The following is an 18,236-nucleotide window of genomic DNA, read 5'->3' on the forward strand; positions in this document are numbered from 1 at the left end:
CTCAGGAAAGGATCTCAGGAAGGGGTCGTCAGGCCGCCTCGGACGGGGTGCGGGCCCGCACGGCGAGCGCGTGCAGGCCGCGCTTGAACGCCTCGTCCAGCACGGTGTTGACGAGCCTGTGGCGCTCGACGCGGCTCTTCCCCTCGAAGGCCGGCGAGACCACGTCGAGGCGGAAATGCGTCTCGCCCGACTCGCGCCAGCCCATATGGCCGGCATGGAGATGGGATTCGTCGATCACGTCGAGGCGGGTCGGCGCGAGCGCGGCGCCGAGGGTCTCGGCGATCCAGGTCTTCAGGGGGCCGTCTCCGGTTCCCCGCTCGGTCGTCTGCTCGGTCATCCGCGTTCCTCCGGGAGGCGGGGGCTCAGCGCTTCGCGTCAAGCCCCGTTCTCCGCATGCGTCATCAGGCCCAACGGCCTTGTGTCTCCGGTTCACCCCCTCATAATCGCCCCATCATGGATCTCAACTCGCGCCTGTTCGACAGCATCCGTATCAAGCCGTCCTGCGACGAGCCGAAGAAGGCCGAATCCGGCCTCTGCGAGACGCCGGGCTGCCAGAACCCGGGCCTCTACCGCGCACCCAAGGGGCGCAAGGCGGAGGGGCAGTACTGGCGCTTCTGCATGGACCACGTGCGGGCCTACAACGCGACCTACAATTACTTCGACGGCATGAACGACGCCGCCGTGCAGGCCTACCAGAAGGACGCCATCATCGGGCACCGGCCGACCTGGGCGATGGGCGTGAACCGCCCGGCCGGCGCCGACAAGGCCAAGCCCGAGCCGACGCGGGACTGGGCCTATGTCGATCCGCTGGGCGTCCTGCGCGCCGAGGGCGTCGGCGAGACCCGCGCCCGGACCAAGCCCGAGCCGCAGCGCCCGCGCCACTCCGCGGTCGTGCGCCGGGCGCTCGACGTGCTGGGCCTCGACGAGACCGCGGATACGGCCGCCATCAAGGCCCAGTACAAGACCCTGGTGAAGCGCTTCCATCCGGACGCCAATGGCGGCGACCGCTCCTTCGAGGAGCGCCTGCGCGACATCATCCGGGCGCATGACGCGCTCCGGGCGGCGGGCCTGTGCTGAGGGCGCGCCTCCGGGAGGGCCGCGCGGGGCACGCGGCACGATCGATGCAGGATTCTCGCCTTCCGCCGGCTTGAGGGTCGGAAATCGCCGCGAGACACCCTATATCCGGGTTTCGCTCCCCAGTGGCGCCGGACGGCGCCGACGATTAAGGAAGGCCGATGTCCGCGGCCGCACGCCCCGCGGACAAGAGCCTTGAGACATCCGCGAGGCCCGCGCTCCCGCGGCGGTGCCCGCCCCGACGAGGTCCCGTATGCTTTCTGACGACACGCCCGCCTCGCTGCCCGACCGGACCGTTTCCGTGCGCGAGGTCTTCGGTATCGATCTCGACCTCAAGGTGCCGGCCTTCTCCGAGACCGACGAGCACGTGCCGGATCTCGACAAGGATTACATCTTCGACCGCGAGACCACCCTCGCGATCCTGGCCGGCTTCGCGCGCAACCGCCGCGTGATGATCACCGGCTATCACGGCACCGGAAAGTCGACCCATATCGAGCAGGTCGCCGCCCGGCTGAACTGGCCCTGCGTCCGGATCAACCTCGACAGCCACGTCTCGCGCATCGATCTCGTCGGCAAGGACGCGATCGTGCTGCAGGACGGCAAGCAGGTCACGGCCTTCCAGGACGGCATCCTGCCCTGGGCGCTGCAAAACAACGTCGCCCTCGTGTTCGACGAGTACGATGCGGGCCGCCCCGACGTGATGTTCGTGATCCAGCGCGTGCTCGAGCTCTCGGGCCGGCTGACGCTCCTCGACCAGAAGCGGGTGATCCGCCCCCATCCGGCCTTCCGGCTGTTCGCCACCGCCAACACGGTGGGTCTCGGCGACACTTCGGGCCTCTATCACGGCACCCAGCAGATCAACCAGGGCCAGATGGACCGCTGGTCGATCGTCACGACCCTGAACTACCTGCCGCATGACCGCGAGGTCGACATCATCCTGTCGAAGGCGACCCATTACCGGGGCGATGCCGGCCGCGACATCGTCAACCGGATGGTGCGGGTGGCCGATCTCACCCGCAACGCCTTCATGAACGGCGACCTCTCCACCGTCATGAGCCCGCGCACGGTGATCACCTGGGCGGAGAACGCCGACATCTTCCACGATATCGGCTTCGCCTTCCGGGTGACCTTCCTCAACAAGTGCGACGAGCTGGAGCGCGCCCTCGTGGCCGAGTTCTACCAGCGGGCCTTCGGCAAGGAATTGCCGGAGAGCGCCGTCAACGTCGCCCTGAGCTGAGGCCGTAGGGAGGAGCCCGTGGTGCATCCGGCCCCGACGCGCGAGGAAGCCCCGGCGGCCCCGCCCGCCGAGATCCGCACGCGCCACGCGGACGACCTCTACACCTGGGTGCAGGAGCAGGTCGCCCTGCTCCGCGCCGGCCGCGTGGAGGCGCTCGACCTCGACAACATCGCCGAGGAGCTGAGCGACGTGGGCAACGCGCAGTACAGCCAGCTCGAGAGCGCGCTGCGCGTCCTCCTGATGCACATGCTCAAATGGGACCAACAGCCGGAGAAGCGCACGCCGAGCTGGATCTACTCGATCCGCGAGCAACGGCGCCGCTACGCGCGGATCCTCGGCAAGAACCCGGGCCTGAAGCCGCAAGTGGATGCCATGCGCGATGACATCTACCCGGTCGCCCGCGACTGGGCGGCCGACGAGTGCCATCTCACGCCCGACGAGTTTCCGGCTCAGTGCCCCTATGCCTGGGACGACATACTCGACCGCCCCTTCGACCTCGATTCGGTGAGGCAGTAGCCGCGTGTCCATCTCGAACCGCAAGCCCGGCGACCGCCGCGAGCCCGTCGCCGAACCCCTCAAGCGCTCCGTCGCCGGGTGCCTGCGCGCCATCGCGCGGCGCCAGGAGGTGGAGGTCACCTACGCGAGCGACCGGCCGGCCCTGACGGGCGACAAGGCGCGCCTGCCCGAGCCCCCGCGCAAGCTCTCGGCGGCCGATGTCGCGGTCCTGCGCGGCAACGCCGATTCGATGGCGCTTCGCCTCGGCTGCCACGACGCCGCGATCCATCGGCGGCTCGCCCCCGAGAACGCGGCCGGCCGGGCCGTCTACGACGCGGTCGAGCAGGCGCGCGTCGAGGCGATCGGCTCGCGCCGGATGGCGGGCGTGGCGAGCAACATCTCGGCGATGCTGGAGGACCGCTACCATCGCGGCGGCAAGTACGAATCCATCACCGACCGCGCCGACGCCCCGATGGAGGACGCCGTCGCCCTGATGGTGCGCGAGCGCCTGACCGGGCAGGCCCCGCCGCCGGCCGCCCGCAAGATCGTCGAGCTCTGGCGCGAAGATATCGAGGCGCGGGCCGGCCAGAACCTCGACGGGCTCCTCGGCTCCCTGGAGAACCAGCGCGCCTTCGCCCGCTCCGTGCGCGACCTCCTCTCCTCCCTCGACATGGCCGACGAGACGCCCTTCGACCCGGAGGACGAGGACAGCGAGGACGAGAACGAGGCGCAGGACGACGAGCAGACCCCGAGCGAGGGCGAGGCCGAGGAGCAGTCTCAGGGCGACCGCGCCGAGATCGACGCCTCGGAGGAGGCCTCCGACGACATCGAGGAGGGCGCCACCGAGGCGGCCGACGCCCCCTCGGGAGAGATGCCGGAGGAATCCGAGGACGCGGAATCCGAGGAGGCCTCGGAAGCCTCGCGGCCGCCGAGCCCGCGCGCCAACGAGCTGCGCGGCCCCGATTACAAGGTCTTCAATCCGCGCTTCGACGAGGTGATCCACGCCGAGGAGCTCTGCGAGGCGGACGAGCTCGCGCGCCTGCGCACCTATCTCGACAAGCAGCTCGCCCACCTTCAGGGGGTCGTCGGGCGCCTCGCCAATCGCCTGCAGCGGCGCCTCCTGGCGCAGCAGAACCGGGCCTGGGACTTCGACCTCGAGGAAGGCCAGCTCGATCCGGCCCGCCTCGTGCGCGTCGTGATCGACCCGTTCCAGCCCCTCTCCTTCAAGCAGGAGAAGGACACGAATTTCCGCGATACGGTCGTGACTTTGCTGCTCGACAATTCGGGCTCCATGCGCGGGCGCCCGATCACGGTGGCGGCGACCTGCGCCGACATCCTCGCCCGCACGCTGGAGCGCTGCGGCGTCAAGGTCGAGATCCTGGGCTTCACCACGCGCGCCTGGAAGGGCGGGCAATCGCGAGAGGCCTGGCTCAACGCCGGCAAGCCCCCCTCCCCCGGCCGCCTGAACGATCTGCGCCACATCGTCTACAAGAGCGCCGACGCGCCCTGGCGGCGGGCGCGCAAGAATCTCGGCCTGATGATGCGCGAGGGTCTGCTCAAGGAGAATATCGACGGCGAGGCCCTGGACTGGGCGCACAAGCGCCTCCTCGGCCGGCCCGAGCAGCGCAAGATCCTGATGGTGATCTCCGACGGCGCGCCGGTCGACGATTCGACCCTCTCGGTCAATGCCGGCAATTACCTCGAACGGCACCTGCGCTGGATGATCGAGGATATCGAGACGCGCTCGCCCGTGGAGCTCCTCGCCATCGGCATCGGCCACGACGTCACGCGCTACTACAAGCGCGCCGTCACGATCATCGACGCCGAGGAGCTCGGCGGCGTCATGACGGAGAAGCTCGCCGAATTGTTCGAGGAGGATGGCGGCCCGGTCACGACCCGCGCCCCCCTGCGGGCGGCCGGCGGACGGCGCTAGGATTCCTGGCGCGGCGCCCCGGTCCGCGAGTGGCCGGGGCGCCGCCCGCGTTCAGAAGGCGGCGCCGAGGGGCCGAGCCCATGCAAAGACCGCCGCTCCGGCAGGCCGGGCGGCGGTCTTTGCATGGGGCGCGATGGGCCGGTCCCCGCGCGCGGCGGGGAACCCGGCCTCAGGCGGCGACCGGGGTCTCGGCCTCGGTGAGCTTCTTCTGGATCTCGCGCTTCAGCAGGCGCGCCGTCTGGGACAGCTCGATCTCGCGCGCCTTGACCAGGAAGGCGTCGAGGCCGCCGCGATGCTCGACCGAGCGGAGCGCATGCGCGGTGACCCGCAGGCGAACGCGGCGGTTCAGCGCATCGGATTGCAGCGTGACGTTGCAGAGGTTGGGCAGGAACCGGCACTTGGTCTTGCGGTTCGAGTGGCTCACGAGGTGTCCGACCTGCACGGCCTTACCCGTGAGTTCGCAGCGGCGCGACATAGCAAAAAATCCCGTATCGTTCCGTGGGCGGTCAAAACCTGGACCCTCACGGCCGGCACGGCGAGCGCCGCGGGCCTTGCCCAAGCGTGATTCCAGGTCCAGCGGAGTCCTGTTGAAGGCGCGAGCCTATAGAGGACGGGGCCCGGCTCCGTCAAGGCGGAACTCGCATCGCGACCGGCCCCGGACTGTGCCTTGGCGGGACTGGCAGCGCCCGAACACTCTGTTAACCATGCGGGCTGATAACTTCCAGCAGTCCCGCGGATCTCGCCCGAGCCCCGCGCGAGCGTTGAGGATTCGATCCCGGATCATGGGCGTCAAACGTCTGCGCACCGAATTTGGCCTGCGGGCCGGCCCTGCCGGCCTGGGCCTAGCTACCCTGGGCTCGGCCACCTTGGGCTTGGCCGCCCTCACCCTGGCCGGGGCGACCTCCGCCGAGGCCCGGCCGCGCCATGCCCCCCGGGCTGCCCCGGCCGCCGTCAGCGTCGATTACGGGGTGAATCTCGCGGGGATCCCGATCGGCACCGCGCATCTGGCCGGCGCCTTCGAGGGTTCGCGCTACCGCATGGACGTCTCGGCCCAGCTCACCGGCCTCGTCGGCGCGATCACGGGCGGCATGGGCTCGGCGCGATCAAGCGGCACCCTCGCGGCCGGCCCCCAGCCGAGCGCCTTCGCGATCGCGACCCGCACCGCCAGTTCCGGCATCGCCGTGCGGATGGCGCTGGCGCGCGGCAACGTGGTGCAATCCGAGGTGACGCCGCCGCTGATCGACATGGGCGACCGGGTGCCCGTCACTGCCGCCAACAAGCGCGGGGTGATGGACCCTGCGAGCGCGCTGCTGATGCCCGCCCAGGCGCGCGGCGAGCTCACCGACCCCGAGAATTGCAACCGGACCCTGCCGGTCTTCGACGGCGCGACGCGCTTCAACGTGGTGCTCAGCTACGCCGAGACCCGGGCGGTGGAGAAGCCCGGCTATTCCGGCCCCGTCCTCGTCTGCAACGCCCGCTACCAGGCTGTGGCCGGCCACCGGCCGGACCGTCCGGGCGTGCGCTTCATGGAGGAGAACCGCGACATGTCGGTCTGGCTCGCGCCCGTCGACGGCACGCGGGTCCTGCTGCCGATGCGCATCGCGGTGCGCACCACGCTCGGCACCAACATCATCGAGGCGACGCGCTGGACGCGCTCGGGCGCCACCGCCGAGGCGGCCACGACCGGTGCGGCCGCCCAACCCGGCCCGGGCGGCGCCTCCGGCGCCGTCGCGAGCCTCGGCCAGAACTGAGGCCCGGATGCTGCGCCCGGCCGGCCTCGCCCTGCTCCTCGTCGCCGGCCTCGCCCCGGCGGCGGGACCGGAGGCGGAGCCTCTGAAAGCGGGCAGCGCCTGCGGCGGAAACGCCTACTCGTCGGGTCAGGTGATCGAGGGCCGGCCGCCCCGGCGCGGCCCCATCACCAGCGTGCCCGATACCCTCTGCGCCGACCTCGACAGCCCGCGCCCTCCGGTGCGGATCGAGATCTACGGCGTGCCCGGCCTGTCGGGCGGGACGCAGGAGAGCGACGGGATCGGTGCCGATGGGAGTGGCGGCGTGGGCCAGCCCACCCCATATGGGGGTCTGCCCCGGCGCGGGGCGCCGACGCACCGCCCCCGCGACTGAGGGAGCCGGGGCCGTCCGTCACCCCGCGCGAGACCCGATCACCCGCCTCCGACGCGCACGGCGCACCACCGGCCGCCCCGCCGAAGGGATCGCCCCGACCTGATGACCCGCCGCTCCCTCCAACCGCAGGCCCGCGCACGCGGCGTCACGGCGGTGCTCGGGCCGACCAATACCGGCAAGACCCACCTGGCCATCGAGCGCATGCTCGCCCACCCGACCGGGATGATCGGGCTGCCGTTGCGGCTGCTCGCGCGGGAGGTCTACCTGCGCGTCGTCGCCCGGGTCGGCGCCGACAAGGTGGCGCTGATCACCGGCGAGGAGAAGATCAAGCCGGACCGGCCGCGCTATTGGATCGCCACGATCGAGGCGATGCCGCGCGACCTCGACGTCGCCTTCGTGGCCATCGACGAGATCCAGCTCGCCGCCGACATGGACCGCGGCCACGTCTTCACCGACCGCCTGCTCTATCAGCGCGGCCGCGAGGAGACCCTGCTGATCGGCTCCTCGACGGTGCTGCCGCTGGTGCAGTCGCTGATCCCGGGGGTTCACACCACGACCCGGCCGCGCCTGTCCCAGCTCAGCTTCGCGGGCGAGAAGAAGCTCTCGCGCCTGCCGCGCCGCACCGCCATCGTGGCGTTCTCGGCCGAGGAGGTCTACGCCATCGCGGAACTGATCCGGCGCCAGCGCGGGGGCGCCGCGGTGGTGCTGGGCGCGCTCTCGCCCCGCACCCGAAACGCCCAGGTCGAGCTCTACCAATCGGGGGACGTGGATTACCTTGTGGCCACCGACGCGGTCGGCATGGGCCTGAACCTCGACGTCGACCACGTGGCCTTCGCGGCCAACTGGAAATACGACGGCACCCGCTTCCGCAAGCTGACGCCGCCCGAGATGGGCCAGATCGCGGGCCGGGCCGGGCGCCACCTCTCGGACGGCACCTTCGGCTCCACCGGGCGCTGCCCGCCCTTCGAGCCCGAGATGGTCGAGGCGCTGGAGACCCACAGCTTCGAACCCTTGCGCGTCCTGCAATGGCGCAACCCCGATCTCGACTTCCACAACCTGGCGCGCCTGCAGCAGAGCCTCGACGAGCACCCGCGCGAGAGCGGCCTCATCCGGGCGCCGATGGGCGAGGACCAGCAGGCCCTCGAGATCCTGATGCGCGAGGAGGACATCCGCGACATGGCGACGAACCCGAAGGCGGTGCAGCGCCTCTGGGACGTCTGCGGCGTGCCGGATTACCGCAAGGTCCACCCGCAGACCCACGCGGACCTCGTGGCGCAGCTCTATCGATTCCTGATGCGGGGCATGGCGGGGCGGATCCCGAACGACTGGTTTGCCAAGCACGTGGCGATGATCGACCGCACGGATGGTGACATCGACGCGCTTTCCCAGCGCATTGCGCAGGGACGGACCTGGACCTTCGTGGCGAATCGTCCGGACTGGCTTCTCGACCCGGAACATTGGCAGGGCGAGACTCGTCGGGTAGAGGACAGGCTGTCCGACGCCCTGCACGAACGCCTCGCGAGCCGTTTCGTCGACAGGCGCACCAGCGTCCTGATGCGGCGCCTGAGAGAGAATACGATGTTGGAAGCCCAAATCACCACCGGCGGGGACGTGACCGTCGAGGGGCAGCATGTCGGCCACCTCCACGGTTTCCAGTTCGTGCCCGACCCGGGCGCGGAGGGGCACGAGGCCAAGACGCTGCGCAGTGCCGCCGAGAAGGCGCTGGCCGGGGAGATCGAGGCGCGCGCCGACCGGTTCGCCGCCGCCGCCGATGCCTCGCTCGTCCTCAGCCACGAGGGCATCATCCGCTGGACGGGTGATCCGGTGGCCAAGCTCGTATCCGGCGACAAGCTGTTCGAGCCGCGCCTGCGCCTGATCGCCGACGAGGGCCTGACCGGCCCGGCCCGCGAGAAGGTCGAGGGGCGCCTCAACGCCTGGCTCAAGGCCTACGTGGTGCGCCTCCTCGGGCCGCTGATGGAGATCGAGACCGCCGCCGACCTCACCGGGCTCGCCAAGGGCATCGGCTACCAAGTCGTCGAGGCGCTCGGCGTCCTCGAGCGCTCCAAGGTGACGCACGAGATGCGCAGCCTCGACCAGGAGGGCCGCGGGGCGCTGCGCCGCCACGGGGTCCGGTTCGGCGCCTATCACATCTTCCTGCCCGCTCTCCTGAAGCCCGCGCCCCGCACCCTGGCGGCCCAGCTCTGGGCCCTGCGCAACGGCGGCCTCGACCAGCGCGGCCTCGACGAGATCGCGCATCTGGCCGGCTCCGGCCGCACCTCGATCAAGGTCGATCCGGAGATCGCCAAGGGCCTCTACCGCGCGGCGGGCTTCCGCGTCTGCGGCGAGCGGGCCGTGCGCGTCGACATCCTCGAGCGCCTGGCCGATCTGATCCGCCCCGCCATCGCGTATCGCCCGGGCACCACGCCGGGCGAGCCGCCGGTCGGCAGCGCGGATGCCGACGGCTTCGTCGCCACGGTGGGGATGACCTCCCTGGTCGGCTGCTCGGGCGAGGATTTCGCCTCGATCCTGAGATCCCTCGGCTACGTCTCCGAGAACCGCCCGGGCCCCGCCATCACGGTGCCGCTGCTGCCCGCCGCCTCGACCGAGCCGGTGCGCGCGCCGAAGCCCGAGATCGACGAGGCGGCCTCGCCCGAAGCCGAGGCGACCGACGCCCAGACCGACGAGGGTCCGGCGATGGCGGCATCGGCCGCCGAGGACGAGTTGGCCTCGACACAGACCGAGGCCGCCGAGCCACCGGCACCGGAGGGCACCGAGACGCGCGACCGCGCCGCCGAGCCGGAGGAGCCTGCCGCCGAGCCCGTCGCGGCCGCCTCTGAGGCGCCGGTCCTCGCGGCCGAGCCTGCCCCCGAAGCACCGGAGCTCCGCGCGCCCGAGACCGTCGACGCCGCGGCCGAGCCCGAAACGCTTGCCGAGACGCCTGCCGAGACGCCTGCCGAGACGCCTGCCGAGACGCCGCCGGACGAATCGTCGGAGGCGCCTTCCGACGCCGCTGCCGAGGCCAGCCCGGAGACCGCATCCGCGGAAGGCAGCGCGGTCGAGGCCGCCGAGGCGGAGCCGGGCGCGGTCGAGACCGTGGAGGTCTGGCATCTCCACCGCCATCAGCGCCAGCCCCACGCGCGCCAGAACCGCCCCCGCGGCGGCCAGGGACGCGGCCGCGAGGGCGCCCAGGGCGGCGCTCCGCGCCCGGAGGGCGAGGCCCGCCGCGATGGCGGCCGGGACCGGCCCGAGCGCCAGCGGGCGCAGGGCGAGGGCCGCCGCGACGGCCCGTCCGAGCGGGGCGACGGCAACCGGCGCGGGGGCGAGGGAAACCGCCGGGGGGCCGAGGGCAACGGCCCGCGCCGCGAGCGCTTCGAGGGCAACCGCCCCCGGCCGGACCGCCGCGACGAGGGCCGCCATGCGGGCCCCCGCGAGGATCAGCGCCCGCCGCGCCGCGAGCGCGCGCCCGATCCGGATTCACCCTTCGCCAAGCTCGCCGCCCTGAAGGCGCAGCTCGAATCCGGCGAGGGCGGCAAGCGCTGACCGCCGGGCGATGAAGGCGGAGCGGCAGCGGCTCGACAAGTGGTTGTGGTTCGCGCGCTTCGCCAAGACGCGCTCGCTGGCCGCCCGCCTCGTGACGGACGGCCATGTCCGGGTGAACGGCAAGCGCGCCGAGGCGCCCGCCAAGGGTCTCCTCGTCGGCGACGTGATCACGGTGGCGGCCGCCCACGCGACGGCGCTGGTGCGCGTCGCCGATCTCGGGGAACGCCGCGGGCCGGCCCCCGAGGCGCGCCTGCTCTATGTCGACCTCTCGGCCGCTCCTTCGGCCCGGAAGGAACCCGGCGAGGATCCGGCCTGAGGCCCTGAGATCATGGCGCCGGCGCGACACCGATCGTCGGAACGCGCGGCTGCAGGGCGCCTCGGTGGTGAGCGCGCTTGTCAGTCTCCCTGGCAGAGGCTAGAGCCGTTCGAATTCTGGGGCCGCCCGACGGCCCCTCGCGTGCGCTTCCCGCAGAGAGGACCACGCATCGGGAGCGAAGGCCGCGGCCGGGGTCCATCCGGGCTCATCGACCCGCCTCGCCGATGCGCGGATCGAGGACGAAAAACGGCCCATGACCTACGTCGTCACCGACAATTGCATCAAGTGCAAGTACATGGATTGCGTCGAGGTGTGCCCCGTGGATTGCTTCTACGAGGGTGAGAACATGCTCGTCATCCATCCCGACGAGTGCATCGATTGCGGGGTCTGCGAGCCCGAATGCCCGGCCGAGGCGATCAAGCCCGACACCGAGCCGAGCCTGGAGACCTGGCTGAAGCTCAACGCCGACTATGCCAAGAGCTGGCCGAACATCACCCAGAAGAAGGACGCCCCCGCCGACGCGAAGGAATGGGACGGCGTCTCCGGGAAGCTCGAGGCCCATTTCTCGGCCAATCCGGGCACCGGCGACTGAACGTCGCGTCCGTGGCCGGAGCCCCGGCACGACGGTTCGAACCCGTGGTGCGAGGGCCGGCAAGCGCCTCCGGACAACCGCCCCGCTATCCCGTGCACAACCGCGCTCCGCATCCACGGAAGGGCGGGCGTGAGTCGGCAATCCTTTGATTCGCAGGCCGGATTGTGATACACAATCTGCCTGCCGTCGCTCGTGCCTGACGTGCTCTCTCCGCCCGCTCGATGCGGTTCCAGGCTTTCATGGAAACGGGGTTGCATGCGATCGACCATGGAAGGCGTCCTGCTTTCGGTGGCCGTATCCTCATGGTGCGTGCGGGGCTGCGCCTTGGGAACCAAAGGGCTGTCGGCACCTGTTGAAAGGTCGATAGCTCGCGGTCGGTGGCAAAAGCCGGGGGTCCCATCCTCGGTCGGACGGTACGGCGCGACGTGAGCCGTCGCGCGATGTTCTGGAGGCCCTTCTCGCATGACCACAGCCAAGAAGACGACGGCAGGCCGCCAAGGCTTCAAGACCGGCGAAGCGGTCGTGTATCCGGCGCATGGCGTCGGTCGCATCGTCGCGATCGAGGAGCAGGAGATCGCCGGCTACAAGCTCGAGCTGTTCGTCGTCTCGTTCGAGAAGGACAAGATGGTCCTGCGGGTTCCGACCGCGAAGGCCAACAGCGTCGGCATGCGCAAGCTCGCCGAGCCCGAACTCGTCAAGAAGGCTCTCGACGTGCTGACCGGCCGCGCCCGGATCAAGCGCACGATGTGGTCGCGCCGCGCCCAGGAATATGAGGCCAAGATCAATTCCGGCGACCTGCTCTCGGTCACCGAGGTCGTGCGCGACCTCTACCGCTCCGAGGCCCAGCCCGAGCAATCCTACAGCGAGCGCCAGCTCTACGAGGCCGCCCTCGACCGCGTCGTGCGCGAGATCTCCTCGGTGAACCGCATCACCGAGACCGAGGCCCTCAAGCTCATCGAGCAGAGCCTCGCCAAGTCGCCGCGCCGCGCCAAGAACGAGGCGGAAGCCGAGGGCGAATCCGAGGACGACGTCCAGGAGGAGGCCGCCTGAGGGCGGCTCCGAACCCCAACCGGTTCTCCGGAAGCCCGGCGCCTGCGCGCCGGGCTTTTTGTTTGCGCCGTCACACGCCCATCATGGCCCTGCCGCAGGCTCCGCCTCGGCCCGCGGGACCGGGCCGACCTTCGGCCGCGTGCGGGGATAGCGTTTTCGTCATTCATCACGCACGGAACTTTCCCGCCCGCGCTTGGGTTGTCGGTTGCCTGGCATAGGTCCCTGCCGGTGCCGTCGGCATCGTTCTGCGCGGTCTTTGCTGCAACAGCACTCGAACGAAAGAGGCGGAGGCGGGGATGGCGGATATCGCAGGGATACGTCGGCAGTTCATTCGCACGGCCATGGAGGCCCCCTTCCTCGCTCGCGACGAGGAACGCGGCCTCGCGGTCCGCTGGAAGGATGAGCGCGACGAGCGCGCCCTGCATCGCCTGATCTCCGCGCATATGCGCCTCGTCATCGCGCTGGCCGGGCGCTTCCGCCATTACGGCCTGCCGATGGCCGACCTGGTGCAGGAGGGGCATGTGGGCCTCATGGAGGCCGCTGCCCGCTTCGAGCCCGAGCGGGAGGTCCGCTTCTCGACCTACGCGACGTGGTGGATCCGCGCCTCGATCCAGGATTACATCCTGCGCAACTGGTCGATCGTGCGCGGCGGGACGAGTTCGGCCCAGAAGGCCCTGTTCTTCAACCTGCGGCGCCTGCGCGCCCGCCTGATGCAATCGACCGAGGAGCGCGTCGGCGACGAGATCCATCGCCGCATCGCCACAGCCATCGGGGTGTCACGCGAGGACGTGGCGCTGATGGATGCCCGCCTCTCCGGCCCGGACATGTCCCTCAACGCCCCGGTCGGCGAGGAGAGCGAGGCCTCATCGGAGCGGATGGACTTCCTCGTGGATGGCGCCGCGCTTCCCGACGAGACGGTCTCGGCCACGGTCGACGGCGAGCGCCGCCTGATCTGGCTGCAGCAGGCCCTGACCGTCCTGTCCGAGCGCGAACTGCGCATTCTGCGCGAACGCCGCCTCGCCGAGGATCAGGCCACCCTCGAGGCCCTGGGGCACCGCCTCGGCATCTCGAAGGAGCGCGTCCGTCAGATCGAGAATCGTGCCCTGGAGAAGCTTCGCCGGGCGCTCGCCGAGAAGTTTCCGCAGACCGCCGGCTCAGTCTACGCTGGCTGAATCCGCGCGGCGCTGCCCTGTCGGCGCAGTCCCGTCATCGCGGTGATCCGAAAAAAGCCCGGTTCTCTCCTTGAGAGATCCGGGCTTTTTCATGCGTGTTAATAGCACCGCGCCGCCGAAATCCCCAGAGATGGTGAAGCTGGCGACCGAGACCTGACCAATATTCGATCGCTCCACGAACTCTCCGACGCACATTTCGCGAAGCGGAGATACCATCGGGTTGGCATTCGACGTCGTGCCAGATCGTGATTTCGTTATTCCGGGCGCGGCATCGGAGCGACCCACATTCAATTTTTCGAAGGGTTGATCGGTTGAGGTCATTCCTCGACAACGCTACGAGATGGATTGTCCTGATTTGCCGCGCTTGAGCAAGCAATGCCGTCCTACTCGCTCCATCCCGTCGGATTGCTCATCCTGATGGCGCCAGCCCTGGCGATCATCGTCATCAGCCTCACCTATTACCAGGGGTTGCCCTGGTACATCGGGCTCGCCCTGTCCTATGGCGGCTTGGCCCTGGCGCAGTTCGCCTTCCTGGGCCTGAGGTTCTCGGGTGCCGGTCGGGTCGGCGGATTGCGGAAAGCGACGGAATGCGGCTCCGCGGCCCGCTCGGCGATCGGGCACGACCGGGTGTGAGGCGCCGTCAGGACGGGTGATGGCCGCGCCCCCTCTCAGGAGGCCGCCGCGCCGCCGGCCCTGGGCCGGCGCGCCAGGATCAGGCCGGGGCGCCGCACCATGACGGCGCTGCCGAGGAACACGAGGGTGACGAGGCCTGCGGCGAGCGCAGGCGGCAGGATCGGCGCGAGGGGCCCCGAGGCGGCCCCGCCCGCCACCGAGCCGAGATTCATCGCGGCCATGAACACCTCGAATTGGGTCGCCGCCCCCACCCGCCCCCGGCTCGCGCGCATGAGCGCCGGCACCAGCGCCACGATGACGAGGCCCGGCAGAACCTGCGTCAGGCCCAGGATGATGGGTCCGGCCGGCCCGACGAGGCCGCCCGCGATGAGCCCGGCCGCGACGGCAAAGCATCCCGCCCCGGCCATCAGCAGGCTCCGGAGGGCCGCGAGCGGCCCGGCCCGGTCCGCCCAGAGACCGATGGCGAGGGCCCCGAGGGTCCCGCTCGCCAGGGCGAGACCGGCCTGAAGGCGCGAGAGACCGCCCGGATCCCAGCCCTGCGCCTGAACCAGATCGACCCCGAAGCGCAGCTCGAACAGGGCGAGCGACGCGTCGAGGCCGAAACAGACGCTGAGAAGGCGCAGGGCACTCGGTCGCCGCAAGCCGAGGCCGAGGCGCTTCAGGAAGCGGCGGAAGGGCCAGGGGCGGGTGCGCAGGCCCGCACGCCGGTTGAGGGAGACCAGGGCATCCCCGGGCGCCTCGCGCACCAGCAGCACCGGCAGCGTGGCGAGAAGACTGAGCACCAGGAGGACACGCACGCTGGCGCCAAAGCCCCAGGTGGGCAATGTCCAGGCGAACAGCGCCGCACTGAGGCTGGTGCCCGCGATGAAGCCTGCCCGGGTGCAGGCGCTCATCCGGCCGAGCTCACCCTCCGGCACGTGATCCATGATCAGGCGGTCGCAGGCCGTGTCGAGCAGGGAGGCGAACAGGCTGTGCAGCAGGAACACCATTCCGATCGATCCGAGCGCCTCGACACTCGGCACCAGGAGGAGCGCGGCCAGGGCCAGCTGGCTCCCCAGCAGCGCGGTGCCGCTCCAGACCCGCCGCCGGCCCATCCGGGCATCCCCGGCCCGGTCGACGAGCGGCCCCCACAGGATCGGCTGCAACGTCCAGGGCAGGCCCGCGAGGGCGAAATGCAGCCCGACCTCCGAGACCGGGACGCCCCGCCCCGCGAGATGGTTGGCGAGGGCGGTGAGCGAGAAGCCGGCGACCAGGCCCTGGTAGAAATAAGTGGCGAAGAACACGCCGTAGCGGGCGCCGCGATCCTGCAGGGTCGGCAGGCGGAGGCGGGCCGGGCGCGCAGCCTTCACGCGGTGGCCGGGGGACGGCTCGGGGTGGCGCGGACAACCCCGCCCGGGTCATCGCCCGCGCCCTTGCACGGATCAGCGGCCCGAACGATCCTCGCCGCCCGATCATCCCCGAGGCCGTGCATTGCTCCCACTCCCACAGATCCATCGGCAGCTTAGCGGAGGGGCGTCGCCTCTGCGAGGCACCCCGTGATCGAGACCCGTGAGGCCGGCTGGACCGTGGCGGAACCCGGCAGAGCGGGCGGGACCACGATCTGGACGATCGACCTCGCGCGGGCCGAGGGCTGGACGGAGGCCTGCAGCGGGGTGCTCTCGCCCGAGGAGCGCGCCCGGGCCGCCCGTTACCTGCGGGCCGAGGATCAGGCCCGCTTCGTCGCGAGCCACGCGGCCCTGCGCCTGATCCTGGCCCGCGCCCTCGACGCGGAGCCGCGGGCGCTCGCCTTCGTGGCCGGCCCCTCCGGCAAGCCCGGGCTCGCGGGGGCGGGGCTCGCCTTCAACCTGTCGCATTCGGGCACGCGCGCCCTCGTGGGGCTCTCGACGGAGGCGCGCATCGGCGTCGATCTCGAGGTGCTGAGGCCGATGCCGGACGGGCTCCGCATCGCCCGCAGCACCTTCGCGCCGGACGAGGCGCAGGCCCTCGCGGCCCTGCCGCCGGAAGCGCGGGACCGAGCCTTCATGGCCGTCTGGACCCGCAAGGAAGCGATCGTGAAGGCGATCGGCGCCGGTCTGTCGATGCCGCTCGACCGCTTCAGCGTCTCGCTGCCCCCCGGCCCCGCCACCCTCCTCCGCATGGCGGGGGGCCCGGACGCGCCGGCGGATTGGACGCTGCACCACCTCGAACCCGGACCGGGCACCATCGGGGCCGCCGCGATCGCGCGCGGCCACGCGCCCATCGCCCTGTGCGCCCTGCCCGCCACATGGCTGCACCGCCTCGGCTGATGCCTCTGCCGATGGGCGGCATTCGCGAAAGGTAGCGCTTGCGGGGCCGCAGAGCGCTCGCTATAAGCCCGCTCGTCGGCAGCGAAGCCGGCCGTCGGAGTGTAGCGCAGTCTGGTAGCGCACCACGTTCGGGACGTGGGGGTCGCAGGTTCAAATCCTGCCACTCCGACCAATCTTTCCCGAGACTTAGAGCAAATTCACAGCGACCGCAGGGCGAGCCGGGACGTTTACCGGGACGCTAACGCTGTTTTCCGCACCGCAACACGCGCCTCCGGCGTGTGTTCCAGCGGTGCTTTCGCGCGTCTGCCTTCTTCCTCCATCACCGCCCCGCCCTCCCCTCCGCGCGCCATCGCGCCGGAGCGCGGCCGGCTGGGCTGAGCCGTATGACACCGAGGAGTTTCGAGAAATGAGCGGCCGGATCGCCTGCGCAGAGTGCGGCAACGTCCTGACCGAGACGGAACGGCACTACTACGAGCGCCGCTGCGAGCAGTGCGAACGGGATTGGTGCGACCGGATTGAGGCATGGCGGCACGGCAGCGAGGATGCCGAGCTAGACGGCTTCTATGACGGCCCGCCGCCGCCGACCAAGCAATGAGGGTTTCTAGGACATGGACGCGGACAACGACGATCACGAGCACCCGGAGGAACTGAGCGGGTGCGAATGGACGGATCGCACGCTGAGCGATGTCGCCCTGTGCCGCCTTCTCGGTCGGGCCGTCATCGGTGGTAGCGAAAGTCCGGTCGGCACGGACGCCGGCTACTGGTCCGCTGAATACGACCGGGCCGGCTATCTCGCGCGCTGGCGCTTCTACCGCGATCCCGACGCCCGGGATGCGATCTGACAACGAGGGTTTCTGAGACCCCACAGGAGAGAACGATGCAGAAACTGACTTTCAAGCGCGTGCTGCGCTTCGACCCGACCGCCCGCAAGCTGCGCCTGTTCCGCGTCATGTGGAACGTGGGCATCGTAGGGGACGGCAAGGGCTACTCGCGCAAGGTCGCGGTTGCACTGCGGCCCGCCCTCGCAGGCTTCAAGCGCAGCTATGACGAATGGCGCGTGACGCTTCTCGGCGTCGAGGTCCACTCCGCAACATCGTGGGGCGGCCGGTACGTCTGAGTTCTGTGGCAATCGAGGGTTTCTGAGACAGGAGAGAACAGATGAGCCCGGCCTATGTCTTGATCCTGCTGCTGACCGCTTACGGGAGCGACGGCGGCAACGCGCTAACAACGGCGCCATTCCCAACCCTGGAGGCCTGCGAGCGCGTCGGGCAAGCGGCGAAGGAAATGCCGTCTAACTCGCGACACATCAATTACAGGTGCGTGTCTGCGCGCTGAGAACCGAGGGTTTCTAGAACAGGAGAGAGAACGATGCGCGGGATCGGTAACATTGGCGTGCTCGGCGCCGCCCTCGGCCTCGGCGCGATGGTCAGCCTCACAGGCGGTCCTATGGCCGACCCGTGGCCCGAACGTCGCGACGACAGCCCATTACGGCGCCCCCTCCGGAAACGTCCCGGCCCGCTCAAAGAGGGGCCGTGCAGCTATCGGCCGACCGGGAGCAAGCGAACCCGGCGCCGGCAGGCTGCCAAGAACTGAGCGTTTCTGAGACAGGAGAGAGCAGATGAGCCAACCAAACCTCGGCTGGGGCGGCATGATGGCCGACGAAGACCGGATTGCGGCGTGGGTCCACGACCGCTTCGGGCCTGAGAGTTTGAACAACCCGACGGAACGCGCCGACCGGCTGCTTGAGGAAGCAATCGAGATGCAGCAGGCGGTCTATGCCAAGCACGG

21 protein-coding genes and 1 tRNA gene are annotated in these 18,236 nt (G+C 70.5%); 18 read left to right on the forward strand and 4 right to left on the reverse strand.

Going from position 1 to position 18,236, the window contains the following annotated elements; genetic code table 11:
- Positions 1–28 precede the first annotated feature (28 nt).
- Complete coding sequence (locus F6X53_RS03650; protein ID WP_150997323.1) at positions 29–337, reverse strand: BolA family protein; 309 nt, start codon at positions 335–337, stop codon at positions 29–31.
- A 116-nt stretch (positions 338–453) separates the two neighbouring features.
- On the opposite strand from F6X53_RS03650, the gene F6X53_RS03655 reads away from it, so the two are divergent.
- The 4 genes from F6X53_RS03655 (at position 454) to cobT (ending at position 4,739) form a co-directional block, all read left to right on the forward strand.
- Positions 454–1,077 carry a J domain-containing protein gene (locus F6X53_RS03655; RefSeq protein ID WP_150997324.1) on the forward strand — a complete coding sequence of 208 codons (624 nt, stop codon included), beginning with the start codon at positions 454–456 and terminating at the stop codon, positions 1,075–1,077.
- Between the two features lie 250 nt (positions 1,078–1,327).
- Positions 1,328–2,311: a cobaltochelatase subunit CobS gene (cobS, locus tag F6X53_RS03660; protein ID WP_150997326.1), complete on the forward strand. Its 984-nt coding sequence runs from the start codon at positions 1,328–1,330 to the stop codon at positions 2,309–2,311.
- A gap of 18 nt (positions 2,312–2,329) precedes the next feature.
- Positions 2,330–2,827 (forward strand): DUF29 domain-containing protein, encoded by a 498-nt coding sequence (locus F6X53_RS03665; protein ID WP_150997328.1) that lies wholly within the window; start codon positions 2,330–2,332, stop codon positions 2,825–2,827.
- A gap of 4 nt (positions 2,828–2,831) precedes the next feature.
- Complete coding sequence (gene cobT, locus F6X53_RS03670; RefSeq protein WP_150997330.1) at positions 2,832–4,739, forward strand: cobaltochelatase subunit CobT; 1,908 nt, start codon at positions 2,832–2,834, stop codon at positions 4,737–4,739.
- A gap of 169 nt (positions 4,740–4,908) precedes the next feature.
- On the opposite strand, the gene rpmB is transcribed toward cobT, so the two are convergent.
- Positions 4,909–5,214, reverse strand: a complete 306-nt coding sequence (rpmB, locus tag F6X53_RS03675) for a 50S ribosomal protein L28 (RefSeq protein WP_150997333.1) — start codon at positions 5,212–5,214, stop codon at positions 4,909–4,911.
- Between the two features lie 307 nt (positions 5,215–5,521).
- Here rpmB and F6X53_RS03680 point away from each other — a divergent pair, with 307 nt between their 5' ends.
- The 7 genes from F6X53_RS03680 to F6X53_RS03710 all read left to right on the forward strand — a co-directional run bounded on the left by F6X53_RS03680 (position 5,522) and on the right by F6X53_RS03710 (position 13,530).
- Positions 5,522–6,490, forward strand: a complete 969-nt coding sequence (locus F6X53_RS03680; protein ID WP_150997335.1) for a DUF3108 domain-containing protein — start codon at positions 5,522–5,524, stop codon at positions 6,488–6,490.
- A gap of 7 nt (positions 6,491–6,497) precedes the next feature.
- A complete protein-coding gene (locus F6X53_RS03685) occupies positions 6,498–6,860 on the forward strand; it encodes a tautomerase family protein (protein ID WP_150997336.1) in 363 nt (120 codons plus the stop codon).
- 102 nt (positions 6,861–6,962) lie between these two features.
- Positions 6,963–10,400 (forward strand): helicase-related protein, encoded by a 3,438-nt coding sequence (locus F6X53_RS03690; protein WP_150997338.1) that lies wholly within the window; start codon positions 6,963–6,965, stop codon positions 10,398–10,400.
- Between the two features lie 10 nt (positions 10,401–10,410).
- Positions 10,411–10,716, forward strand: a complete 306-nt coding sequence (locus F6X53_RS03695) for an RNA-binding S4 domain-containing protein (RefSeq protein WP_150997340.1) — start codon at positions 10,411–10,413, stop codon at positions 10,714–10,716.
- 253 nt (positions 10,717–10,969) lie between these two features.
- Positions 10,970–11,308 carry a ferredoxin FdxA gene (fdxA, locus tag F6X53_RS03700; protein WP_150997341.1) on the forward strand — a complete coding sequence of 113 codons (339 nt, stop codon included), beginning with the start codon at positions 10,970–10,972 and terminating at the stop codon, positions 11,306–11,308.
- A 462-nt stretch (positions 11,309–11,770) separates the two neighbouring features.
- The gene (locus F6X53_RS03705; RefSeq protein WP_150997343.1) at positions 11,771–12,358 is read left to right on the forward strand and encodes a CarD family transcriptional regulator; all 588 of its coding nucleotides are present in this window, start codon (positions 11,771–11,773) and stop codon (positions 12,356–12,358) included.
- Positions 12,359–12,654: 296 nt separating this feature from the next.
- A complete protein-coding gene (locus F6X53_RS03710; protein WP_150965402.1) occupies positions 12,655–13,530 on the forward strand; it encodes an RNA polymerase factor sigma-32 in 876 nt (291 codons plus the stop codon).
- Here the strand turns inward: F6X53_RS03710 and F6X53_RS03715 are convergent.
- Positions 13,513–13,851 carry a hypothetical protein gene (locus F6X53_RS03715; RefSeq protein ID WP_150997345.1) on the reverse strand — a complete coding sequence of 113 codons (339 nt, stop codon included), beginning with the start codon at positions 13,849–13,851 and terminating at the stop codon, positions 13,513–13,515. The two genes, F6X53_RS03710 and F6X53_RS03715, sit on opposite strands and share 18 nt — an antisense overlap.
- A 54-nt stretch (positions 13,852–13,905) precedes the next feature.
- Between F6X53_RS03715 and F6X53_RS03720 the strand changes: the two genes are divergently transcribed.
- Positions 13,906–14,163 carry a hypothetical protein gene (locus tag F6X53_RS03720; RefSeq protein WP_150997347.1) on the forward strand — a complete coding sequence of 86 codons (258 nt, stop codon included), beginning with the start codon at positions 13,906–13,908 and terminating at the stop codon, positions 14,161–14,163.
- 35 nt (positions 14,164–14,198) lie between these two features.
- Here F6X53_RS03720 and F6X53_RS03725 read toward each other — a convergent pair whose 3' ends face one another.
- Positions 14,199–15,512 (reverse strand): MFS transporter, encoded by a 1,314-nt coding sequence (locus tag F6X53_RS03725; protein WP_150997349.1) that lies wholly within the window; start codon positions 15,510–15,512, stop codon positions 14,199–14,201.
- A 186-nt stretch (positions 15,513–15,698) separates the two neighbouring features.
- On the opposite strand from F6X53_RS03725, the gene F6X53_RS03730 reads away from it, so the two are divergent.
- The 6 genes from F6X53_RS03730 (at position 15,699) to F6X53_RS32080 (ending at position 17,783) form a co-directional block, all read left to right on the forward strand.
- Positions 15,699–16,448 (forward strand): 4'-phosphopantetheinyl transferase family protein, encoded by a 750-nt coding sequence (locus F6X53_RS03730; RefSeq protein ID WP_238296998.1) that lies wholly within the window; start codon positions 15,699–15,701, stop codon positions 16,446–16,448.
- 95 nt (positions 16,449–16,543) lie between these two features.
- Positions 16,544–16,620 (forward strand) — tRNA-Pro (locus F6X53_RS03735).
- Between the two features lie 234 nt (positions 16,621–16,854).
- A complete protein-coding gene (locus F6X53_RS03740; RefSeq protein ID WP_150997351.1) occupies positions 16,855–17,043 on the forward strand; it encodes a hypothetical protein in 189 nt (62 codons plus the stop codon).
- Between the two features lie 13 nt (positions 17,044–17,056).
- The gene (locus tag F6X53_RS03745) at positions 17,057–17,290 is read left to right on the forward strand and encodes a hypothetical protein (RefSeq protein WP_150997353.1); all 234 of its coding nucleotides are present in this window, start codon (positions 17,057–17,059) and stop codon (positions 17,288–17,290) included.
- A gap of 35 nt (positions 17,291–17,325) precedes the next feature.
- A complete protein-coding gene (locus tag F6X53_RS03750; protein ID WP_150997355.1) occupies positions 17,326–17,565 on the forward strand; it encodes a hypothetical protein in 240 nt (79 codons plus the stop codon).
- Between the two features lie 41 nt (positions 17,566–17,606).
- Positions 17,607–17,783, forward strand: coding sequence for a hypothetical protein (locus tag F6X53_RS32080; RefSeq protein ID WP_191970672.1), 177 nt, complete (start codon positions 17,607–17,609; stop codon positions 17,781–17,783).
- Positions 17,784–18,236: the final 453 nt, after the last annotated feature.

Source organism: Methylobacterium soli (assembly GCF_008806385.1).
Lineage (GTDB): Bacteria > Pseudomonadota > Alphaproteobacteria > Rhizobiales > Beijerinckiaceae > Methylobacterium > Methylobacterium soli.

Bases quoted from the DNA above. Each gene is read 5' to 3' on its own strand.
- F6X53_RS03655 (WP_150997324.1), top strand. From the start codon at position 454: ATGGATCTCAACTCGCGCCTGTTCGACAGCATCCGTATCAAGCCGTCC.
- rpmB (WP_150997333.1), bottom strand. From the start codon at position 5,214: ATGTCGCGCCGCTGCGAACTCACGGGTAAGGCCGTGCAGGTCGGACAC.
- F6X53_RS03750 (WP_150997355.1), top strand. From the start codon at position 17,326: ATGCAGAAACTGACTTTCAAGCGCGTGCTGCGCTTCGACCCGACCGCC.
- F6X53_RS03705 (WP_150997343.1), top strand. From the start codon at position 11,771: ATGACCACAGCCAAGAAGACGACGGCAGGCCGCCAAGGCTTCAAGACC.
- cobS (WP_150997326.1), top strand. From the start codon at position 1,328: ATGCTTTCTGACGACACGCCCGCCTCGCTGCCCGACCGGACCGTTTCC.
- F6X53_RS03685 (WP_150997336.1), top strand. From the start codon at position 6,498: ATGCTGCGCCCGGCCGGCCTCGCCCTGCTCCTCGTCGCCGGCCTCGCC.
- F6X53_RS03695 (WP_150997340.1), top strand. From the start codon at position 10,411: ATGAAGGCGGAGCGGCAGCGGCTCGACAAGTGGTTGTGGTTCGCGCGC.
- F6X53_RS03720 (WP_150997347.1), top strand. From the start codon at position 13,906: ATGCCGTCCTACTCGCTCCATCCCGTCGGATTGCTCATCCTGATGGCG.
- F6X53_RS03710 (WP_150965402.1), top strand. From the start codon at position 12,655: ATGGCGGATATCGCAGGGATACGTCGGCAGTTCATTCGCACGGCCATG.
- fdxA (WP_150997341.1), top strand. From the start codon at position 10,970: ATGACCTACGTCGTCACCGACAATTGCATCAAGTGCAAGTACATGGAT.
- F6X53_RS03650 (WP_150997323.1), bottom strand. From the start codon at position 337: ATGACCGAGCAGACGACCGAGCGGGGAACCGGAGACGGCCCCCTGAAG.
- F6X53_RS32080 (WP_191970672.1), top strand. From the start codon at position 17,607: ATGAGCCCGGCCTATGTCTTGATCCTGCTGCTGACCGCTTACGGGAGC.
- F6X53_RS03740 (WP_150997351.1), top strand. From the start codon at position 16,855: ATGAGCGGCCGGATCGCCTGCGCAGAGTGCGGCAACGTCCTGACCGAG.
- F6X53_RS03680 (WP_150997335.1), top strand. From the start codon at position 5,522: ATGGGCGTCAAACGTCTGCGCACCGAATTTGGCCTGCGGGCCGGCCCT.
- F6X53_RS03690 (WP_150997338.1), top strand. From the start codon at position 6,963: ATGACCCGCCGCTCCCTCCAACCGCAGGCCCGCGCACGCGGCGTCACG.
- F6X53_RS03745 (WP_150997353.1), top strand. From the start codon at position 17,057: ATGGACGCGGACAACGACGATCACGAGCACCCGGAGGAACTGAGCGGG.
- F6X53_RS03715 (WP_150997345.1), bottom strand. From the start codon at position 13,851: ATGACCTCAACCGATCAACCCTTCGAAAAATTGAATGTGGGTCGCTCC.